18 protein-coding genes are annotated in these 19,129 nt (G+C 59.3%); 8 read left to right on the plus strand and 10 right to left on the minus strand.

Going from position 1 to position 19,129, the window contains the following annotated elements; genetic code table 11:
* The first annotated feature begins 64 nt into the window (after nucleotides 1-64).
* Nucleotides 65-895 (plus strand): hypothetical protein, encoded by an 831-nt coding sequence (locus tag GOV79_RS13180; protein ID WP_170771085.1) that lies wholly within the window; start codon nucleotides 65-67, stop codon nucleotides 893-895.
* On the plus strand, nucleotides 892-1,920 hold the full coding sequence (locus tag GOV79_RS13185) for an endonuclease/exonuclease/phosphatase family protein (RefSeq protein WP_170790126.1): 1,029 nt from the start codon (nucleotides 892-894) through the stop codon (nucleotides 1,918-1,920). The genes GOV79_RS13180 and GOV79_RS13185 overlap by 4 nt, the downstream gene beginning before the upstream one ends.
* Before the next feature lie 97 nt (nucleotides 1,921-2,017).
* Here GOV79_RS13185 and GOV79_RS13190 read toward each other — a convergent pair whose 3' ends face one another.
* Nucleotides 2,018-2,416, minus strand: a complete 399-nt coding sequence (locus GOV79_RS13190; RefSeq protein WP_170771090.1) for a hypothetical protein — start codon at nucleotides 2,414-2,416, stop codon at nucleotides 2,018-2,020.
* A gap of 182 nt (nucleotides 2,417-2,598) precedes the next feature.
* On the opposite strand from GOV79_RS13190, the gene GOV79_RS13195 reads away from it, so the two are divergent.
* A complete protein-coding gene (locus GOV79_RS13195; RefSeq protein WP_170771093.1) occupies nucleotides 2,599-3,453 on the plus strand; it encodes a LysR family transcriptional regulator in 855 nt (284 codons plus the stop codon).
* Nucleotides 3,454-3,477: 24 nt separating this feature from the next.
* Here GOV79_RS13195 and GOV79_RS13200 read toward each other — a convergent pair whose 3' ends face one another.
* Entirely contained in the window at nucleotides 3,478-4,005 is a 528-nt protein-coding gene (locus GOV79_RS13200) for a redoxin domain-containing protein (RefSeq protein ID WP_170786347.1), read from the minus strand.
* 91 nt (nucleotides 4,006-4,096) lie between these two features.
* Between GOV79_RS13200 and leuB the strand changes: the two genes are divergently transcribed.
* The gene (leuB, locus tag GOV79_RS13205; protein ID WP_170786345.1) at nucleotides 4,097-5,200 is read left to right on the plus strand and encodes a 3-isopropylmalate dehydrogenase; all 1,104 of its coding nucleotides are present in this window, start codon (nucleotides 4,097-4,099) and stop codon (nucleotides 5,198-5,200) included.
* A gap of 57 nt (nucleotides 5,201-5,257) precedes the next feature.
* On the opposite strand, the gene GOV79_RS13210 is transcribed toward leuB, so the two are convergent.
* Nucleotides 5,258-7,444, minus strand: coding sequence for a transglycosylase domain-containing protein (locus GOV79_RS13210; protein WP_170790127.1), 2,187 nt, complete (start codon nucleotides 7,442-7,444; stop codon nucleotides 5,258-5,260).
* 258 nt (nucleotides 7,445-7,702) lie between these two features.
* Between GOV79_RS13210 and GOV79_RS13215 the strand changes: the two genes are divergently transcribed.
* Complete coding sequence (locus GOV79_RS13215) at nucleotides 7,703-8,041, plus strand: P-II family nitrogen regulator (RefSeq protein ID WP_058273036.1); 339 nt, start codon at nucleotides 7,703-7,705, stop codon at nucleotides 8,039-8,041.
* 32 nt (nucleotides 8,042-8,073) lie between these two features.
* Complete coding sequence (locus tag GOV79_RS13220; RefSeq protein ID WP_170771102.1) at nucleotides 8,074-9,378, plus strand: ammonium transporter; 1,305 nt, start codon at nucleotides 8,074-8,076, stop codon at nucleotides 9,376-9,378.
* A gap of 107 nt (nucleotides 9,379-9,485) precedes the next feature.
* Here GOV79_RS13220 and GOV79_RS13225 read toward each other — a convergent pair whose 3' ends face one another.
* The 4 genes from GOV79_RS13225 to GOV79_RS13240 all read right to left on the minus strand — a co-directional run bounded on the left by GOV79_RS13225 (nucleotide 9,486) and on the right by GOV79_RS13240 (nucleotide 12,448).
* Nucleotides 9,486-10,670, minus strand: a complete 1,185-nt coding sequence (locus GOV79_RS13225; protein WP_170790128.1) for an amino acid aminotransferase — start codon at nucleotides 10,668-10,670, stop codon at nucleotides 9,486-9,488.
* On the minus strand, nucleotides 10,670-11,524 hold the full coding sequence (gene sseA, locus GOV79_RS13230; protein ID WP_170790129.1) for a 3-mercaptopyruvate sulfurtransferase: 855 nt from the start codon (nucleotides 11,522-11,524) through the stop codon (nucleotides 10,670-10,672). The genes GOV79_RS13225 and sseA overlap by 1 nt, the downstream gene beginning before the upstream one ends.
* Nucleotides 11,525-11,604: 80 nt before the next feature.
* Entirely contained in the window at nucleotides 11,605-11,874 is a 270-nt protein-coding gene (locus GOV79_RS13235; RefSeq protein WP_170786337.1) for a CBU_0592 family membrane protein, read from the minus strand.
* Nucleotides 11,875-11,896: 22 nt separating this feature from the next.
* Complete coding sequence (locus GOV79_RS13240) at nucleotides 11,897-12,448, minus strand: helix-turn-helix domain-containing protein (protein ID WP_170771112.1); 552 nt, start codon at nucleotides 12,446-12,448, stop codon at nucleotides 11,897-11,899.
* Between the two features lie 108 nt (nucleotides 12,449-12,556).
* On the opposite strand from GOV79_RS13240, the gene ilvD reads away from it, so the two are divergent.
* Complete coding sequence (gene ilvD, locus GOV79_RS13245; protein ID WP_170353840.1) at nucleotides 12,557-14,389, plus strand: dihydroxy-acid dehydratase; 1,833 nt, start codon at nucleotides 12,557-12,559, stop codon at nucleotides 14,387-14,389.
* A gap of 107 nt (nucleotides 14,390-14,496) precedes the next feature.
* On the opposite strand, the gene GOV79_RS22685 is transcribed toward ilvD, so the two are convergent.
* Together GOV79_RS22685 and GOV79_RS13255 are read right to left on the minus strand one after the other, a co-directional pair.
* Nucleotides 14,497-14,919 carry a DUF7684 family protein gene (locus GOV79_RS22685; RefSeq protein WP_456239030.1) on the minus strand — a complete coding sequence of 141 codons (423 nt, stop codon included), beginning with the start codon at nucleotides 14,917-14,919 and terminating at the stop codon, nucleotides 14,497-14,499.
* Nucleotides 14,920-15,049: 130 nt separating this feature from the next.
* On the minus strand, nucleotides 15,050-15,868 hold the full coding sequence (locus tag GOV79_RS13255; protein WP_170790131.1) for a sulfotransferase family protein: 819 nt from the start codon (nucleotides 15,866-15,868) through the stop codon (nucleotides 15,050-15,052).
* 141 nt (nucleotides 15,869-16,009) lie between these two features.
* Here GOV79_RS13255 and GOV79_RS13260 point away from each other — a divergent pair, with 141 nt between their 5' ends.
* The gene (locus GOV79_RS13260; RefSeq protein ID WP_170790132.1) at nucleotides 16,010-17,587 is read left to right on the plus strand and encodes a DUF5928 domain-containing protein; all 1,578 of its coding nucleotides are present in this window, start codon (nucleotides 16,010-16,012) and stop codon (nucleotides 17,585-17,587) included.
* Nucleotides 17,588-17,624: 37 nt separating this feature from the next.
* On the opposite strand, the gene amaB is transcribed toward GOV79_RS13260, so the two are convergent.
* Nucleotides 17,625-19,121, minus strand: coding sequence for an L-piperidine-6-carboxylate dehydrogenase (amaB, locus tag GOV79_RS13265; RefSeq protein ID WP_170790293.1), 1,497 nt, complete (start codon nucleotides 19,119-19,121; stop codon nucleotides 17,625-17,627).
* Between the last annotated feature and the right edge of the window lie 8 nt (nucleotides 19,122-19,129).

A 19,129-nucleotide genomic window follows, 5' to 3' on the forward strand; every position in this document is an offset into this window, starting at 1 on the left:
GACGGGCACAAGTTGGAATGAAGTCGGCAAAGATCGGCCCGTCCAGTTTGAAAGGGTTCGGAAAGTGATTGCGCGCACAACAGGGGCGGCAATTCGGGGCATTCTTGTTGCACTTGTGGTGCTGACCCCCGCGTTGTATCTGCCCGTATCGTCAACGAATGGGACCGAGATCGTCGTCTTTCTCGCCATTCTCGCATTTTTTCTGACCTTTGCCGAATATAACTCGGCCTTTCCCAGCTTTATCGAATTCCGCGATGCGCCGCCGGTGAACCGGTTGCGCTTTGTCGGGTTAGTTACAATGGTCACCTTCCTGACGCTGATCTGCAAGAACGCCTATATGCCCACCAGCCTGACCGAGGTTTTCTATTCGGTCGGCCTAGGTATCGCGAATATCGTGGACTTCCCCTATTCTCCGGTCCGCCTGATCGTCCTGATCCTGCCGTCAGGGGCAAGTGCGCCACTGACCGAGCTAGTGCGTATTTCCGCCAGCGTCGCCTATGTCGCCGCCTTGGCGACCATCGCGGCTTTTGCTTATGCGGTGAAGCTGCGTGGTTGGCCAACCGGCAACGGTGCATTCAATGTCTGGACAAATCTACCGCTATTCGACCCGACCAAGGGCGGCGACGTCGTCACCCGGCTGCAACGGGACGGACGGCTGAACATCTCGATCGGGGTGCTGTTGCCCTTCCTGATCCCGGCGTTGATCAAGATACTGACGGAATACGCCGATCCCATCTCGCTCAATAACCCGCAAACCCTAATCTGGACGATGAGCGCATGGGCCTTCCTGCCCGCTAGCATGATCATGCGCGGGATGGCGACTTTGCGGATTGCCAACCTGATCGTCGAAAAACGCCGCGCCTATTCCACAACCGAGTCCACTCAGGCCGCATGATCCGTGCCCTGATCCTTCTGCTGCTGCCGATCATGGCGCAGGCAGAACCTTTACGCGTGGCCACCTTCAACACCGAACTCAGCCGCGACGGGCCCGGACTGTTGCTGCGCGATATCCAGCGCGGCGAAGCACAGGTTCAAGCGGTGGTAGAGGTCCTGTTGGCGGTTCAGGCCGATATTGTCGCGTTGCAGGGGATCGACTGGGACCTGAACGGTCAGACGATCCGGGCGCTGACCACGCAAGTGTCATCACAGGGGCTGAGCTATCCGCATATCTATGCCGCCCAGCCGAACTCTGGCCTGGAAACCGGGCTGGATATGGATGGCGATGGCCGCACATCAGGGCCCGGTGATGCCCAGGGCTGGGGCCGGTTCACCGGTCAAGCGGGGATGGCAGTGTTGTCGCGCTATCCCATCACCACGGATCAGGTGCAGGAATTTACCGCGCTGCGCTGGCGCGACCTGCCGAATGCCAAGTTGCCGCTGGTCGATGGGCGACCCTTCCCCTCCACCAACGCGCAGGACATCCAGCGACTTTCGTCCGTGGCCCATTGGGCGGTCCCAATAGAAACCCCACAAGGGCCGCTAACTTTGATGACCTTCCATGCTGCCCCTCCGGTGTTTGATGGGTCAGAGGACCGCAATGGTCTGCGCAATCATGATGAGATCATGCTGTGGCGCGCAGTTCTGGATGGCGATATGGGACAGGCCCCCAATGGCCCTTTCATCATCGCCGGGGATGCAAACCAGGATCCGACGCAGGGTGAAGGCCTCAAACTGGCGATCCACAGCCTGCTGACCGACCCGCGCCTGACCGACCCGCGTCCGCAGGACCCTACCGGTGCATTGACTACGGTCACATGGAAAGCGGTCGGGGATCTGAGGGTCGACTATGTTCTGCCCTCGGCCCACTGGACCGTGCAACGCGCGGGCGTGTACTGGCCCAAACCGGGCACGCCAGAGCGGGACGCGGCCAAAAAAGCCAGCCGCCACCGGCTGGTCTGGGTCGACATAGACATGGACTGAAGAAAAAAGGGCCACCAAGCGGTGGCCCAATTTCAGGTCGAGGATTGTCAATTACCCGGACAGACTCGTTACTATACAGACTTATAAATCGAAAAACTTACGTGCGCGGCGTGCCGGGTGCGGACGACCCCCCCGTTGGGTCACGCCCATCTCCGGTCGAGGTGCTGTCGCTTGGATCGCGCCCTCCGTCAGGGTCACGCCCACCGCCGGATGTCGAACTGTCGCTTGGGTCACGCTCTTCCCCCGGAGGGGTGCAAGGAACAGACGCCGTTCCAGCAACCGAGGAATCATCACAGCCTTCCGGTGGAGGCGGCGGCGGCACACAGGGCTCGGTTGCCGTACCTGCGGGTGATGAACCGTCCGAGCATCCGATAACGTCACCATACTTGTTGAAAATCGGCTCAGCCTGAATGGGCTGCGGAGCCTCGGTTTGACTGCACGCCGCCACAAATGTCAGGCAGACCGCCGTAGTCCAAACTTTCGAAAAAACTTGCATTCACTTGTCCTTTATCACGGGATCTAGAACAGACCCCAACACCCCAAAAAGAAAACTCGTAACCCACTGTGAACTTTGGAAAGTGCAGTGCCTCTTCTGGATTGCCTGAATTTAGATTTGATTTCTGCTGACAAAAAGGCACTAAACTGCATCAAGATCATGCAATTTTGCAGGTAACTGACATGAATTGGGACAATCTGAAAGTGCTTCTGGCCATTGGTCGGGCCGGTTCACTGACCGGCGCGGCGCACGCGCTTGACGTCGACGCGACGACGATGGGGCGGCGTCTGACTGCGCTTGAAAAAGAGCTGGGAGTTATCCTGTTCGTGCGCTCTAAATCCGGCTTTGTCCCGACCGAGGCGGGCGTCATCGCGATCCGGCAGGCCGAACAGATCGAGGCACATTATCACCAGATGACCGACCAGATTTCGCAATCGCAGGCCAGCGCCGTAGGCGTGATGCGGCTGGTTGGAAATTCATGGACAATGCAACGGCTGGCAATGACCGGCATGGATCGCTTTCTGGCCACCAATCCGGGGCTGGATCTGAGACTGATGACCCGCGCACCGTCTGCGCGTGTCTCGGGTGAAGCATCGATCCAGATGTGGTTCGAGGTTCCACCCGAAGCTGCGGAATACACCGTTACGCTTGGTCAGGTGCCATATGCCGTATACCGTGCGGCGCATCTGGACACACCCCCTGCCAATTGGGTCGCCTTTTTTGACGAAGAAGCAAGTCGCCCGATCATCAGCCGGGCTGTCGAGCGGCTGAGCAAAAGTACCGAAACCATGCGCGTCACCGCCACCGATGCCAGCGTTCTGGTTTCAGCCGTCGCCGCAGGGGTCGGCAAGGGTCTGTTGCCGATGTGTCTGGCCAAAGGGCGCAACGATCTGGTGCGTGTGGGCACAGGCCGGCCCGAATTTAACCGAAGCCTGAACCTCTATCTCAACCCCGACACAGTCGGATACAAACGGGTTCAGGTCACGGTCGAATGGCTGCGCGCCGCCTTTTCGGACGCATTTGGGCCCTCTGGCTGATCCAGAAGGTCCATCTACCACCACCTACAGGGCACCGGTATAGGTGCCGCGCGGGGGATAGCCGTTGTTCAGCGCAAATTTGATGCCTCCGGCAATATCGGCAATGGCGGGGCGTGCAAAGGGAATGGTCTGCTGCCAGGCGAAATACAGGTTGCGGTCGGGCGAGATGTAGAAATGTCCCGGCTCGGCGAAGAACGCGGCCTCTGCAGTCCCTTCACGTCCTTCCGAGATGTTCAGCCCCCAGTCTTCCCGCGCCTCGGCCATAGGCAGACTGTGACCCACACGCAGGCGCGACACGCCCGCTTTTTCAACCGTTTCAGCAGCGCGCTCGGCGGTGTCCGTGGTGATCATCACCACCTCGATCCCCAGTTCGGCAAAGTCATCCAGCGCCGCTTCGACCTCGCCCATCTGACGAATGCAGATCGGGCAATGCAACCCGCGATACTGAATCACCAACGTGCCGTTTTCGCCCTTGTCGCGCTCAAGATCGAAGTCCCCACCGGCGACGGTTTCAATTTTCAGTGCGGGAACCGGGTTTCCGGGTGTCAGCATGTGTTTTCCTCGTGGTTTGGCGGGATCGTCTCATTGACCCGATGCGATGCAGACGCTAGGGCCTGTGCGACGAAACGCAAGGAGACCTTTCATGTCCAACCCCTCGCTCCTCATCCTGCCCGGAGACGGAATTGGCCCGGAAGTTATGGCCGAAGTGCGCAGAATCATCGGCTGGTTCGGCGAAAAACGCGGCCTTCACTTTGACGTGAGCGAGGATCTGGTCGGCGGTGCCGCCTATGACGCGCATGGCACGCCTTTGACGGACGAAACCATGGCCAAGGCGCAAGAGGTGGACGCGGTTCTGCTGGGCGCCGTGGGTGGCCCGAAATACGACGATCTGGATTTCAGCGTAAAGCCCGAGCGCGGCCTGCTGCGCCTGCGCAAGGAAATGGACCTGTTTTCCAACCTGCGCCCGGCCCAGTGCTTTGACGCACTCGCGGATTTCTCGTCGCTGAAGAAAGACATCGTCGCCGGTCTGGACATCATGATCGTGCGCGAACTGACATCGGGTGTCTATTTCGGCGAGCCGCGCGGCATCTTCAACGAAGGTAATGAGCGTGTAGGCATCAACACCCAGCGCTATACCGAGTCCGAGATCGAACGCGCCGCGCGCTCGGCCTTTGAACTGGCGATGCGCCGGAACAAGAAGCTGTGCTCGATGGAGAAAGCCAACGTGATGGAATCGGGCATCCTGTGGCGCGAGGTCGTGGACCGTGTCGCAGCGGACTACCCCGAGGTCGAGCTGTCCCATATGTATGCCGATAACGGCGCGATGCAGCTGGTGCGCGCACCCAAGCAGTTTGACGTGATCGTCACCGACAACCTGTTCGGCGATATCCTGTCGGATTGCGCGGCGATGCTGACCGGTTCGCTGGGTATGCTGCCATCCGCTTCGCTGGGTGCGCCCATGGCCAACGGCCGCCCCAAGGCGATGTACGAACCCGTCCACGGCTCGGCCCCCGATATCGCGGGTCAGGGCAAGGCCAACCCGATTGCTTGTATCCTGAGCTTTGCCATGGCGCTGCGCTACAGCTTTGACCAAGGGGATGAGGCCGATCGCCTGGAAGCCGCGATCGAGAAGGTTCTGGCCGATGGTGTCCGCACCGCCGACTTGCTGGCCGAAGAGGGCGTTGAGCCGGTCTCGACCACAGAAATGGGCGACGCCATTCTGGCCGCACTGAACGAAAGCGTCTGATTTCGCCTCACCACGTGTAGAAAAGGCGGTGCCCAGCGCACCGCCTTTTTTTGTGACTTAGTTGCCGAATATATTGTTCAGCAGGTTGTTGATGGCCTTCTCAAACCCGTTGTTCTGCCTGCGGCGCTGCTGCCGAGGCTGTTCGGTTCGCACCGGCGGGTCCGGGGCCAGCATGGGCAGTGGGGTGGGTGTCATCCCTTCGGTCACGCGCACCATCGTCTCTTTCCAGATCTCGGCGGGCAGGCCGCCGCCTGTGACGCCAGACAGCGGCGTGTTGTCGTCATACCCCATCCAGACACCGGTCACATAATCCGCCGTGAAGCCAATGAACCAAGCATCCCGCGCCGCCTGCGTGGTGCCGGTCTTGCCTGCCACCTGCCACCCCGGCAGTTTGGCGCGCCCACCGGTGCCCTCGGACACCACACGCTCCATCATCCAGGTCAGTTGCTTGGCCGCCTTGTCATTTATGACACGCTCACCAATACCGGTTGTCGTCACCATGACAGGGGTATCGTCACCCAACAGCTTCAGCTCGGTCAGGCCATAAGGTTCAACCGCAGAGCCTCCGTTCAAAATACCCGCATAGGCGCCCGTCATCTCGATCAGCGTGCTCTCAGACGCGCCCAATGCCAGTGCCGGGCCTTCGGCCAGATCGCTGGCGATACCGAATTCGCTGGCAACGGTGCGCACATTCTCTAGCCCTGAAATCTCGGCCACTTTCACCGCCGGGATGTTCAACGAGTTCTTCAGGGCATCCGCCAGTGTCACCCGACCATAGAACTTGTTGGTGTAATTCTTGGGACACCACTGGCCCGAGCCGGGGATATCGATGCAGTAAGGCTCGTCCATCACCGTATCCAACGGCGAATAGCCCAGTTCCAGCGCCGTGGCATAGACGAACGGCTTGAACGATGACCCGGTCTGTCGCAGCGCCTGCGTGGCGCGGTTGAACGCCCCCGACACGCGGGTCTTGCGCCCGCCAACCATGGCGCGCACCGCCCCATCGGCCGACATCACAACAATGGCGGCCTGCGCCTTGGACCCTTCGCGCACCTTTTCCTGAAAGATGTATTTCAGCGCCTCTTCTGCCGATGTCTGGATGCGCTGATCCAGCGTGGTGCGAATCACCACATCCTCGGTCGTATTACGGGTAAAGAATTCAGGTCCGCTGGCCATGACCCAATCGGCGAAATACCCCCCTGCGCGGGCAGCAGCAGCATCCGACAAAACTGCCGGGCGCGCGCGGGCTTCGCTAGCCTGCGCGGTGGACAGGTATCCCTGGTCCTCCATCAGCCCGACGACCAGTCGCGCCCGATCCTGCGAGCGTTGCAGGTTGTTCGTCGGAGCATAGCGTGTGGGCGCGACCAGCAACCCTGCCAACATCGCTGCCTCGGACGGCGAAACCTCGGCCGCCGAGATCCCGAAATAACGCTGGCTGGCAGCCTCGAACCCACGGGCACCGGCCCCAAGGAAAGCGCGGTTCAGGTAAATGGTCAGAATCTCGTCTTTGGAATACTTGACCTCCATCGCCATCGCATAGACGGCCTCTTTTGCCTTGCGCCAGAGCGAACCCTGACGGCAATCCGCCTCATACGCGGCCTCGGACTCCCACTCGGCGGGATCGTAGGGCACGCCAAGACACAACAGCTTGGCCGTCTGCTGGGTAATGGTCGACCCGCCATGGCCCGACAACGGCCCTCGCCCTTCGCTGAGGTTGATGCGCACAGCACTGGCAACGCCACGGGGACTGACGCCGAAATGGCGATAGAAGCGTTTGTCCTCGGTCGCGATGACCGCGTGTTTTAGATGCGGCGACACGGTATCGGCGGTGATGACCCCACCAAACTGATCCCCGCGCCACGCATAAACCTTACCATCGCGGTCCAGCATCGTGACCGAACCGCGCGCGCGACCGTCCAAAAGCGAATCGACATTGGGCAGCGTTGAGTAGACAACGCCGATCGCCAGCGCCAATAGCAGCGCACACACAGCCCCAACGCGCCAGGTCACGCCCCAGACCAGACGCCACAGCCAGCGGAACATCCGGCGGAAGATTCCGCCACCCTCGCCACCGGATTTCTTTCGTGTTTTCTTACGCGTGGCCTTGCGCGAGGTGGTTTTGCGCGCAACAGATTTCTTGCCCGCTGGCTTGGCCGCGCGCTTGGTCGTCTTGGGCTTGCGGCCCTTGGACGGGTATCTTTTATCCGCGACCAGAGGGGTCTTGCGGCGCCTGGACTCAGTCATTTCCGAACTCTGCCCGATTATCGTTTTGACGAACCATACCCTGCCGTACCGATGAAGTTGAGGTCAGAATTACTGGTAAATTCCCTCTCTTGAATGCATAATTTTTAATCGTTTTGCATTATTTGTGCAAAAATTGTGCACCTTGCCACAATTTTCCCCCTCTTCGCAGACCCGGGACGTTTCCTACAGCACCCGAGCACGCTTTTTTGCTGCGAGTGCAAACAAGCCGGACAGACCGGGGAAGCAGAGGGGATCAACGTGAAACTGATCATTGCGACAATCAAGCCGTTCAAGCTCGAGGAGGTGCGCGAGGCACTGACCGAAGCAGGCGTGCGCGGCATGATGGTGACCGAAATCAAGGGCTTCGGCTCGCAATCGGGTCACACAGAAATCTATCGCGGCGCAGAATATGCCGTGAACTTCGTACCCAAGATCAAGCTGGAGATCGTGGTGCCCGCCACGATGGCCGATCAGATCGTCGAAACCATCACCAAAACCGCCAAGACCGGCAAGATCGGCGACGGCAAGATTTTCGTCCTCGACGTCGAGCAGGCCCTGCGCGTGCGGACCGGGGAAACCAACGAGGAAGCGCTGTAATCCGCGCCAATCCGTAAAAGGACAGATATCAAATGAAACTAAACCGAATTCTCGCCACAGCCGCTGTGCTGGTCGCCTTTCCGGCGGCTGCATTCGCGAATGACCCGCCTTCTTCGATGGAGGACGTGGGCTATATCTTCACCACTCTGCTGTTCCTGATGGCCGGTTTCCTGGTCTTCTTCATGGCGGCCGGGTTTGCCATGTTGGAAGGCGGCCTTGTGCGTTCCAAGAACGTGGCGATGCAGATGATCAAAAACATCGCGCTCTTTTCCATAGCGGCGATCATGTATTGGTTGGTCGGCTTCAACACGATGTATCCCGGCGACTTCAATGGTTTCTTTGCCATTGGTGGTCCGACCGTGCTTGATCCAGTGGGTATTGGTTCCGATGCAGCGGCGCTTGACTATGCCTCGATCGGCTCGGATTTCTTCTTCCAGCTTGTATTCGTTGCGGCAACCGCCTCGATCGTGTCAGGTGCCGTCGCCGAGCGGATCAAGCTGTGGCCCTTCCTGATCTTCGTCGTTGTTCTGACTGGTATCCTGTACCCGATCTCGGGCTCGTGGCAGTGGGGCGGCGGCTGGTTGTCTGAGGCTGGCTTCTCGGATTTCGCAGGCTCGACCGTAGTACACTCGGTCGGTGGCTGGGCGGCACTGGCCGGTGCAATCATCCTTGGCCCGCGTATCGGCAAGTACAAGGACGGCAAAGTGCACCCGATGCCCGGTTCGAACCTGGCGCTGGCCACCTTGGGGACGTTCATCCTGTGGCTGGGTTGGTTCGGCTTCAACGGCGGCTCGCAACTGGCGATGGGCACCGTGGGTGACGTATCGGACGTGTCGCGCATCTTTGCCAACACCAACATGGCCGCAGCCTCGGGTGCTGTAGCAGCCCTGATCCTGACGCAAGTTCTGTACAAGAAACCTGACCTGACCATGGTGCTGAACGGCGCGCTGGCCGGTCTGGTCTCGATCACCGCTGAACCCCTGGCCCCGACCCTGTTCGGCGCGCTGTGGATCGGTGCGGTTGGCGGCATCATCGTAGTATTCGCGGTTCCGATGCTGGACAAGTTCAAGATCGACGACGTTGTCGGTGCCATCCCGGTTCACCTGTTCGCAGGCATCTGGGGCACCATCGCCGTGATCTTCTATGGTGAGGCCTCGCTGGGCACTCAGCTGCTGGGTATCGCGGCCTACGGTGTGTTCACCTTTGTCGGTGCACTGGTTCTCTGGGGTATCCTGAAAGCCACCGTTGGCATCCGCGTTAGCGAAGAGGATGAGATCAACGGCCTCGACATGGCAGAGCTGGGTATGGAAGCCTACCCCGAGTTCTCGAAGGGCTAAGACTCGAGAGTATTCAAATCAAAACCGGGCGTTCGCGCCCGGTTTTTTGTTTTTCAAAAAAGAAAGCCGCGCAGGAAAGCGCGGCTTTGCTTGATTTTGAAAGGGCCTCAGACGCCGACGTCAACAATCGCCTTAGCCAAAATCGGCACCGTCGTTGCGTTCAGACCGGCGATGTTCAACCGGCTGTCGCCCACCATATAGATGCCGTGATCGACCCGCAGTTGCTCGACCAGTTCCGGCGCAGCACCCAGGCGCGAAAACATGCCTCGGTGCTGAGCAACAAAACCAAAGCGGTCAGAACCGGTCAGGCGTTGCAGCTCGTCCGCCAGTTGCTGGCGCAGACCCAGCATCGACAGGCGCACCTCTTCCAGTTCTGCCGCCCAGTCGGCGCGCAGGGCGTCGTCATTCAGGATCGTGGTCACAACGCGCGCGCCATGGTCAGGCGGGAAGGAATAGTTCTGACGGTTCAGGAAGGCCAGCGTCGATTGGTTCAGCGATGTCTGCGCCGCGTCATCGCTGATCGCCATCAGCAGGCCAGTCCGTTCGCGGTAGACGCCGAAGTTCTTGGAACAGGAGGCCGCGATCAGGCAACGCTTGACCGACGAGGCCACTAGACGAGTCGCCTGCGCGTCCTCTTCCAGACCATCGCCAAAGCCTTGATATGCGATGTCGATCATCGCCACGAGGCCTTGCGCATTGATCAAGTCCACGACCTCTTGCCACTGCACCATGTTCAGGTTTGCACCGGTGGGGTTGTGGCAGCAGCCATGCAGCAGCACCACGTCGCCCGCCTTGGCCGTTTTCAGATCGGCGATCATGCCGTCGAAATCGACGCCGCGCGTCTCGCCGTCGAAGTAGCGGTACGGGACGGTTTCGATGCCCAGATAGTTCAGGATCGACAGGTGGTTGGGCCATGTTGGGTTCGACACGAACACGCGGGCCTCAGGGTTGGCCATGCGGATCATCTCAAACGCCTGACGACAGGCACCGGTGCCCCCGGGGGTCGCCACGGCAGCGATATTGCCGCGCGGCACGGCATCGCCAAGGATCAGGCCGATCATCGCATCCGCATAGGCCGGATCACCAGCCAGACCGGTATAGGCTTTGCTCTCCTGCTCTTCCAGAATGCGCTTTTCGGCGGCCTTGACGGCGCGCATCACCGGGGTCACGCCTTCGGCATTCTTGTAGACGCCCACACCCAAGTCGATCTTTTGATCGCGCGGGTCGTCGCGGTACATCTGCATCAGCGCCAAGATCTTGTCGGCAGGCTGCGGTTTGAGGTTCTCGAACATCAGTTCTCTCCGGTTGCGACGGGCAGGGTCGGGAAGGCACCCCATTCAGCCCAGGAGCCGTCATAAAGCGAATGGTCTTTCTTGCCCATGCGTTCCAACGCAAGGCTGAGGATCGCGGCGGTTACGCCCGACCCGCATGAGGTGATGGCGGGTTTCGACAGATCAACGCCAGCGCCCTCGAACACGGCGCGGCACTCCTCGGGCGATTTCATCGTGCCATTTTTGTTCAGCAATTCGCCAAAAGGCACGTTGCGCGACCCCGGAATATGGCCCGAACGCAGCCCTTCGCGCGGCTCGGGCGCGGTGCCTGCAAAGCGGGCGGCCGCGCGGGCGTCGATGATTTCGTGATCGTTCAGCTTGGCTGCGGCCGAGACCTGCGTCACATCCCGCACCAGATGGTTCTGCACGCGCACTGTCATGTGACGGTCCCGGATCACAGGAGGCAAATCCTCGATCTCGCGACCCTCGGCCTGCCATTTGGGAAAGCCGCCGTCCAGAACGGCCACGTTCTCTTGCCCCATCAGGCGGAACAGCCACCAGACCCGTGCCGCCGACATCAGGCCTGCGCCGTCATAGACCACGACCTGATGCCCGTCGCCGACACCCATCGCCCGCATCCGCGACATGAATTTCTCGACCGGAGGAGCCATGTGCGGCAGGTCGGACCGCGCATCCGAAATCTCGTCGATATCAAAGAACCGCGCACCGGGGATATGGGCCGCATCATATTCAGCCTTGGCGTCGCGCTGCTGTTGCGGCAGGTACCACGACCCGTCCAATACCCGCAGATCGGGGTCTTTCATATGGGCTGCAAGCCATTCGGTGGAAACGAGGGTTTTCGGATCGTCCTGCATCTGGGCCTCCGCTGCGCGCGCTTGCGTTTTCCCTATACGCGCGCGAATGCGGGTTCAAGGCTGGATGGGCGGCAGAACAGCTACCTTGTGCGGCGCAGGCGGAAAAACTGCACAATACCGATCAGGCTGATCAAGATCCAGAATGTCTCGATCAGCATAGAGGCGAGGTTGAAATTCTCGAGCAGGGAATACACGATCAGGATGGACCCGGCGAGGTTCAGGATCGGGAAGGCCAGATCGTCTGAATTCATCATCCGCATCTGAGTGGCAAAATACGCGGCCACAACGACAAGCGCCCCGAAAGACCCGATGGCATCCGCCAGCGTGAGTGAGGTGATGAAATCTGCCACTAGAGCCCCTTTTCTAAGACCTTCAGACGGATGCGACCCGCGCGTAGTGATGCATATTCAAAAACGCGGCCCCCTCGGGCCCGGCGCGATAGCCATGCGGCAAGTCGGCGGCAAAACGCAGCCCCTGTCCGGCCCGCAAAGGCACCCATTCGCCATCGCGCAGAATTTCAAGCGATCCATTCAGAACAAATACCTCTTCGGTCACCCCTGCGGCATGGGCGGCGGATTCGTGGCTTTGGTTTGGGGCAAGATCAACGTGAAAGGTCTCGGCTCCCAGGGCGGGGTCATAAGGAAAGACAATCTTGACCTCGATGCTGCCGGGGAAAGTCACGGTTCGGAACAGGCTGGCATCCGCCGGGTCACGCAGAACGGACGATCCGATCAACGCGCTGAGCGGCAGCTGAAACCCTTTGGCGATCTTCCATAGGGTCGCGATGGTCGGGCTGGACTCGCCACGCTCGATCTGGCCCAGCATGGCTTTGCTGACGCCTGTCATCTCGGCCACCTTCGACAGGCTCAGCCCCGAGGCCGCGCGCACGTCCCGCAGTTTCAGCGTTATTTCATCCGGTGCCATGTCGTTCGTCTTTCGAATCCTCTTGTGCGTTATAGCGCACATGTGATACGTGCGCTATAACGTACGAACCCCAAGACATGCAACCCGAGGCAATAGGGAAACAGCGTCATGCCACTCTACCGATCCAGAACCTCTACCCATGGCCGTAACATGGCCGGAGCCCGCGGCCTGTGGCGCGCAACAGGTATGGGGGATGACGATTTCGGCAAACCGATCATCGCCATCGTCAACTCGTTCACGCAATTTGTGCCCGGTCACGTTCACCTGAAAGACCTTGGCCAGATGGTCGCGCGCGAGGTCGAAAAAGCCGGCGGCGTCGCCAAGGAATTCAACACGATCGCCGTGGATGACGGCATCGCAATGGGCCATGACGGGATGCTGTATTCGCTGCCCTCGCGCGAGGTGATCGCGGATTCGGTCGAATATATGGTCAACGCACACTGCGCCGATGCGATGGTTTGCATTTCGAACTGTGACAAGATCACGCCGGGTATGCTGATGGCCGCCATGCGCCTGAACATCCCTGCAATCTTTGTTTCGGGCGGGCCGATGGAGGCCGGCAAGATCGACATCGCCGATCTGGACGCCAAGAAAATCGACCTTGTAGACGCCATGGTTGCTGCCGCGGATGACCGGTTCACCGACGAACAGGTTCAGCACATCGAAGAAAATGCCTGCCCCACCTGCGGGTCGTGTTCCGGCATGTTCACTGCAAACTCGATGAACTGTCTGGCCGAAGCGCTGGGTCTGGCCCTGCCGGGCAATGGCTCGACGCTAGCCACCCATTCGGATCGCAAAGAGCTGTTCCTTGAAGCAGGCCGCCGCATCGTCGAGATCACCAAGCGCCACTATGATCTGGACGAAAAGGGCTTCCTGCCCCGCGAAATCGCCACGTTTGACGCGTTCGAGAACGCCATGTCGCTGGACATCGCCATGGGTGGCTCGACCAACACCGTGCTGCACCTGCTGGCCATCGCGCATGAGGGCGGCGTGGATTTCGACATGTCCGACATGGATCGACTCAGCCGGAAGGTGCCGTGTCTGTGCAAGGTCGCGCCCAATACTGAGAACGTGCATATGGAAGACGTCCACCGCGCCGGTGGCATATTCTCGATTCTCGGCGAACTCAGCCGCGCCGGTCTGCTGCACGAGGGGTGCAGCACCGTACATTCCGGCACCATGGGTGAAGCGATTGCCAATTGGGACATCAAGGTTGCCAATAACCCCAAGGCGCAAGACCTGTTCAAGGCCGCCCCCGGTGGCGTGCGCACAACGCAGGCGTTCAGCCAGTCGAACCGCTACAAAGAGCTGGACACCGACCGCGAAGGCGGCGTGATCCGGTCCAAGGAACACGCGTTTAGCCAAGATGGCGGTCTGGCCGTTCTGTTCGGCAATATCGCGCGCGACGGCTGTATTGTGAAAACCGCCGGTGTGGACCCCGCCAGCCTGACCTTTACCGGCTCGGCCTATGTTTGCGAAAGCCAGGATCAGGCGGTGAACGACATCCTGACCGGCAAGGTGAAAGAGGGCGACGTGGTCGTCATCCGCTACGAAGGTCCGCGCGGTGGGCCGGGGATGCAGGAAATGCTCTACCCGACCTCATACCTGAAATCCAAAGGTCTGGGCAAAGCCTGCGCGCTGCTGACCGACGGTCGGTTCTCGGGCGGCACCTCGGGTCTGTCGATTGGCCATGTCTCGCCCGAAGCGGCAGAGGGTGGTGTCATCGGTCTGGTACGTCAGGGCGACAAGATCGAGATCGACATTCCCAAACGCTCGATCCATCTGGCGGTCTCGGACGAAGAACTGGCCACCCGCCGCGCCGAGCAGGATGAAAAAGGCTGGGAGCCCGCCGCCCCGCGCAAACGCAAAGTCTCCACGGCGTTGAAGGCCTATGCCAAACTGACCACAAGCGCGGCCAAAGGGGCTGTGCGTCAGGTTTGAGTTGGACACCGCTCAACAGGAAACAGTCCGCCTTTACGGTGGGCCGTTTTTTGTTCTGTTGTGCGGACCTTTTGCTGCCGTTCGCCGAGCGATGAACTTCTCGCTTTTTAGATTATTCGGTTGTAAGCTGCTTCGATGAGCTCGGCTCGATTTTCCTTTACGAAGTCGAGAACTAGAAGATTGTGAAGCGGTTCATCTGCATACGAAACAACGGCGTCCACTTTTGCAAACCTGAGCACTTCTTCTAGTGTATCCTCTTCATGCCAAGTCGTCATGACGACTTGATCATCAGGAATGCCGCGATAGTCGAATTTTTCAATGTTCGCATAGTCTACACTGTCATCCCAAAGAGAGCAGTCCAAACCCCACGCCATGGTAAAAAGGCATCCACTACTAACCAACAACCGACTTAATTCATGTCGAAATTCTTCTCCAACGGGTCTCTCGATCAGCAAAAGGCATTTGTATTTTCCAAGATGGGAAGGGATTAAAACGAGTGTGTCAGACGGCACGAATTGATAAATGAACATGCGAACAAGCAACTCGATTTGTGGCAACGTGTCAAATTGAGTATCTGGTAACTTTAGGGCTCAAAGCAGACCCTGACTTGCAAATCCTGCCCTAGGCAGATGCACCTCTGCGCGACGCACCTAGTGCCCCTCAATCCCCCAGTTTGGCGTGGACCTCGTCCAGATCAATCGCGCCGGTTGGCATTTTGTTCGCAGGGTTCTCGAAATCGTATTTGAACAGCTCGAAATCCTGTTTGTAGATTTCATAGACCAGATGCATCGACAAATCGTCAAAGTAATCCTCGACCGGGTGCGCCCGTTTGGGGCCATGCCCTTCGGATTCGTTGAAGCGCGGGATCTGGGACAGGTCCACAGAGTGCGGCGTGTTCAGATGGTTCAGGACATCCTGCATCCCTTCGTTGAAGGCTTCCGTCCAGAAAATCCGGTCATAGCGCCCGCCGTTGACGATAAAGGTCGAGACATGGCCTGACATGGCCGACCAGTGAATATCGGGGTCCATCGGCCTACGCCAGCGGATCGTATCACGCGCGAACAGCAAAAACCGACGGAAGCTGGCGATCTGGTCGAACTCACCCTTGCCGTCATCGCCGCCAACCTCAATCCCATAATTATAGATCAGCGTCGGCACCAGATTGCCGCGATAGCGCTTGCCGTTGCGCTGAATCCCGCAGATCTTGTCAAAAAACGAGCTGAGAATCCGCGTGTAGGGATTGCGCACGCATGTGAACGCGTAAGACGCATGAGACCTGACATTGTCCGAGATCGGCCCCTGACTGCCATCAAAGGCCCATTTGTGCATCCCATCCTTGGCGTCATGGATATCACCGTCAAAGAAGCGGCCATGATCCGAGTAGTACATGATCTGGCCAATGGTCGAGCAGGCACATTTCGGCACCACCCGGTACACCATGCTTTCACTCTCGGTCATCCATGTACCGGGAAAACCCATCTGCTATGCCTCCTGCGCGGATCAGAACCTTGAAATCTTGTCCGCATTTTCAAATCAGAGAACCAAAAATATTCTGTTTATTCAATCGCTCATCCTCAGTATCACGGTTGCAAACGGGCAGAAACGGAAATTGTGAAACAAATGGCAAAGATTGCCTATATTTTGCTGTGCCACAAAGACCCTGATGCGATCATCGCGCAGGCTGAACAACTGACGGCCGCAGGCGATTGCATGGCGATCCATTTCGACGCGCGCGCCAGCAAGGACGCCTTTCAGCGCATTCAAGACGCGTTAAAGGGCAACCCGAACGTCACCTTTGCCAAAAAGCGCATCAAATGCGGCTGGGGGGAATGGTCGTTGGTTCAGGCCACCCTCAATGCGATCGAAGCCGCCGTTACAGCCTTTCCACGCGCCACGCATTTCTACATGGTCTCGGGCGATTGCATGGCGATCAAGACGGCCGAGTACACGCACAACTTTCTGGACGAACGCGACCACGACTTTGTCGAAAGCCACGATTTCTTTGACAGCAACTGGATCAAGACCGGGATGAAGGAAGACCGGCTGATCTATCGTCATTTCTTCAACGAACGCACGCAAAGCTGGTCGTTCTACACCTCATACGAATTGCAGAAACGCTTTGGCCTGACCCGCGATGTTCCGGCAGACATCCAAGTGATGATCGGCAGTCAATGGTGGTGCCTGCGCCGCCGCACGATTGAGATGATCCTGGAATTCCTGCGCCAACGGCCGGACGTGAAACGGTTCTTCTCGACCACATGGATTCCGGATGAGACCTTCTTTCAGACCCTCGTCCGCCACCTGGTTCCCCGCGACGAGATCGAGAACAGAACGCCCACTTTCCTGATGTTTTCGGACTACGGGATGCCGGTCACGTTCTACAACGACCACTATGACATGTTGCTGGGGCAGGATTACCTGTTTGCCCGCAAAATCAGCCCCGAGGCGCATGAGCTGAAGGACCGGCTTGGCGCGCTCTACGCGGCTGAGGGGGTGGAGTTTCAGATCTCGGATGAGGGGCGCAATCTCTACGGCTTCCTAACCGGGCGTGGCCGAGTCGGACGTCGCCACGGCCAAAGGTTCTGGGAGGCCGCCAATACGCTAGGCCCGGATCGTGACCTGTACCTGGTGGTGTGCAAAAAGTGGCACGTGGCCAAGCGGTTGATTGATCAGATCGTCTCGGAAACTGACATGGCCTGCGTCGAATATCTGTTCAACGAACAAGACACTGCGTTACCTGATCTGGGCGGGATCGAGACCACTTTGCTGAAACGCTCACGCCACAGGCGGGCGATTGTGGGTATGCTGTTCGACAGTTTCAACACCGACAAGCTGGTTCTGTGCGTTGACCCAGCCAATCTGGACATCGTTCAGGACTTCTGCGCCGATCAAGCGCGTACCCATGTGCTTGAGGTCGAGTGCGAGTATTCCGACGATTACTTGATCGGGCACGCCCGTCGGGTCGGTTTGGCAGGCGCGCAAAGCCCCGAACAGACGGTCGCGCCCCTGATCCCCACTCTGCGCCATTCGCTGGCCTACGAATCTGAAATGATCCGCGCGGCTGCCTCGGACGATTATTTCCGCATTCGTGAAACCAATACAAAAGACGATAATGCGGTGGCTGTTGCCGGGTTTTTGAACGCCACGACGGACATTGCGGAACGCATTCTGCGTCTGGACTACCTGTTTGCAGATTAATCCCGGCGACACTCCGAAAAGGCCGCCGGGACAACGATCAGATGTCGAATTTCACACCCTGCGCCAGCGGCAGTTCGGCCGAGTAATTCACCGTATTGGTCTGGCGTCGCATATAGGCCTTCCACGCGTCCGATCCGCTTTCGCGCCCGCCGCCGGTTTCTTTTTCTCCGCCAAAGGCTCCGCCAATCTCGGCCCCAGACGGACCGATATTGACGTTGGCAATACCGCAATCTGATCCGGCTGCGGTCAGGAACTGTTCCGCTTCGCGCATGTTCAGGGTGAACACGCAAGACGACAGGCCTTGCGGCACATCGTTCTGGATCTCGATGGCGTTATCAAAATCGTCGTAGCCCATCACATAGAGGATCGGCGCAAAGGTCTCGCTCTTTACGGTGGCCGTCTGGTCGGGCATCTCGACAATGGCGGGCTGCATATAGACGCCATCCGGCACGCCTTCGGTGACGCGCTGACCGCCGAACACGGTGCCCCCTTCGGCTTTGGCCGCGTCCAACGCTGCGGTCATGGCGGCGCCCGAGGTCTCATCGACCAGCGGGCCAATCAGCGTGCCCTCGGTCAGCGGGTTGCCGATGGGCAGACCGGCATAGGCCTTTTTCAAACGACCCACCAGTTCCTCACGGATCGAGTTATGCACGATCAGGCGGCGCAGCGTGGTGCAGCGTTGACCGGCTGTTCCCACGGCTGAGAAGACAATTGCGCGCACCGCCATTTCCAGATCTGCCGAGGGGCCAACGATCATCGCGTTGTTGCCGCCCAGTTCCAGAATACACTTGCCAAAGCGGGATGCCACCACAGGAGCCACTGCGCGACCCATGCGGGTGGAACCGGTCGCCGAGATCACCGGCACATCTTCGCTGGCCACCAACGCCTCGCCCAGCGCGGCACCGCCGACCAGGGTTTGCAGCAGGTGATCCGGCGCATCACCGAACCGAGCCAGTGCCCGTTCGAAAATCTTCTGGCAAGCCATCGCGGTCAGAGGTGTCTTTTCGGATGGTTTCCAGATCACCGTATCGCCACAAACCAGCGCGATCGCCGCGTTCCACGACCAAACCGCAACCGGGAAGTTGAAGGCCGAAATCACGCCGACTGGCCCCGCCGGGTGCCATGTCTCCATCATCCGGTGTCCGGGGCGCTCGGATGCGATGGTCAGACCGTATAGCTGGCGCGACAGACCCACGGCAAAGTCGCAGATGTCGATCATCTCTTGCACTTCGCCCAGCCCTTCGGAGGTGATCTTGCCTGCCTCCCAACTGACCAGAGCGCCGAGATCTTCTTTGGCGGCGCGCAGTTCCTCGCCCAGCAGGCGGATCAGCTCACCTCGGCGCGGCGGGGGTACGGTGCGCCAGGCATTGAACGCCGTTTTGGCATTGGCAAACACAGTCTCCATGTCGCCCGCCGGGGTTTTATGCACTTCGGCCAGCAGGCTGCCGTCGATGGGCGAGCGCACGGTCAGCGAGCCGCCGGTCAGCTCAGCCGCTGTCAGGTCCAGATTGGCAAGGGTGGTTTGCGCATTCATCACGATGT

Origin of the sequence: Ruegeria lacuscaerulensis (genome assembly GCF_013034745.1) — a bacterium.
GTDB classification, from domain to species: Bacteria; Pseudomonadota; Alphaproteobacteria; order Rhodobacterales; family Rhodobacteraceae; genus Ruegeria; species Ruegeria lacuscaerulensis_B.

What these genes read in the sequence shown, in the direction of transcription:
- GOV79_RS13185 (WP_170790126.1), top strand. Translation starts at nt 892, where the DNA reads ATGATCCGTGCCCTGATCCTTCTGCTGCTGCCGATCATGGCGCAGGCA.
- GOV79_RS13190 (WP_170771090.1), bottom strand. Translation starts at nt 2,416, where the DNA reads ATGCAAGTTTTTTCGAAAGTTTGGACTACGGCGGTCTGCCTGACATTT.
- GOV79_RS13195 (WP_170771093.1), top strand. Translation starts at nt 2,599, where the DNA reads ATGAATTGGGACAATCTGAAAGTGCTTCTGGCCATTGGTCGGGCCGGT.
- GOV79_RS13200 (WP_170786347.1), bottom strand. Translation starts at nt 4,005, where the DNA reads ATGCTGACACCCGGAAACCCGGTTCCCGCACTGAAAATTGAAACCGTC.
- leuB (WP_170786345.1), top strand. Translation starts at nt 4,097, where the DNA reads ATGTCCAACCCCTCGCTCCTCATCCTGCCCGGAGACGGAATTGGCCCG.
- GOV79_RS13210 (WP_170790127.1), bottom strand. Translation starts at nt 7,444, where the DNA reads ATGACTGAGTCCAGGCGCCGCAAGACCCCTCTGGTCGCGGATAAAAGA.
- GOV79_RS13220 (WP_170771102.1), top strand. Translation starts at nt 8,074, where the DNA reads ATGAAACTAAACCGAATTCTCGCCACAGCCGCTGTGCTGGTCGCCTTT.
- GOV79_RS13225 (WP_170790128.1), bottom strand. Translation starts at nt 10,670, where the DNA reads ATGTTCGAGAACCTCAAACCGCAGCCTGCCGACAAGATCTTGGCGCTG.
- sseA (WP_170790129.1), bottom strand. Translation starts at nt 11,524, where the DNA reads ATGCAGGACGATCCGAAAACCCTCGTTTCCACCGAATGGCTTGCAGCC.
- GOV79_RS13240 (WP_170771112.1), bottom strand. Translation starts at nt 12,448, where the DNA reads ATGGCACCGGATGAAATAACGCTGAAACTGCGGGACGTGCGCGCGGCC.
- ilvD (WP_170353840.1), top strand. Translation starts at nt 12,557, where the DNA reads ATGCCACTCTACCGATCCAGAACCTCTACCCATGGCCGTAACATGGCC.
- GOV79_RS22685 (WP_456239030.1), bottom strand. Translation starts at nt 14,919, where the DNA reads ATGTTCATTTATCAATTCGTGCCGTCTGACACACTCGTTTTAATCCCT.
- GOV79_RS13255 (WP_170790131.1), bottom strand. Translation starts at nt 15,868, where the DNA reads ATGGGTTTTCCCGGTACATGGATGACCGAGAGTGAAAGCATGGTGTAC.
- GOV79_RS13260 (WP_170790132.1), top strand. Translation starts at nt 16,010, where the DNA reads ATGGCAAAGATTGCCTATATTTTGCTGTGCCACAAAGACCCTGATGCG.
- amaB (WP_170790293.1), bottom strand. Translation starts at nt 19,121, where the DNA reads ATGAATGCGCAAACCACCCTTGCCAATCTGGACCTGACAGCGGCTGAG.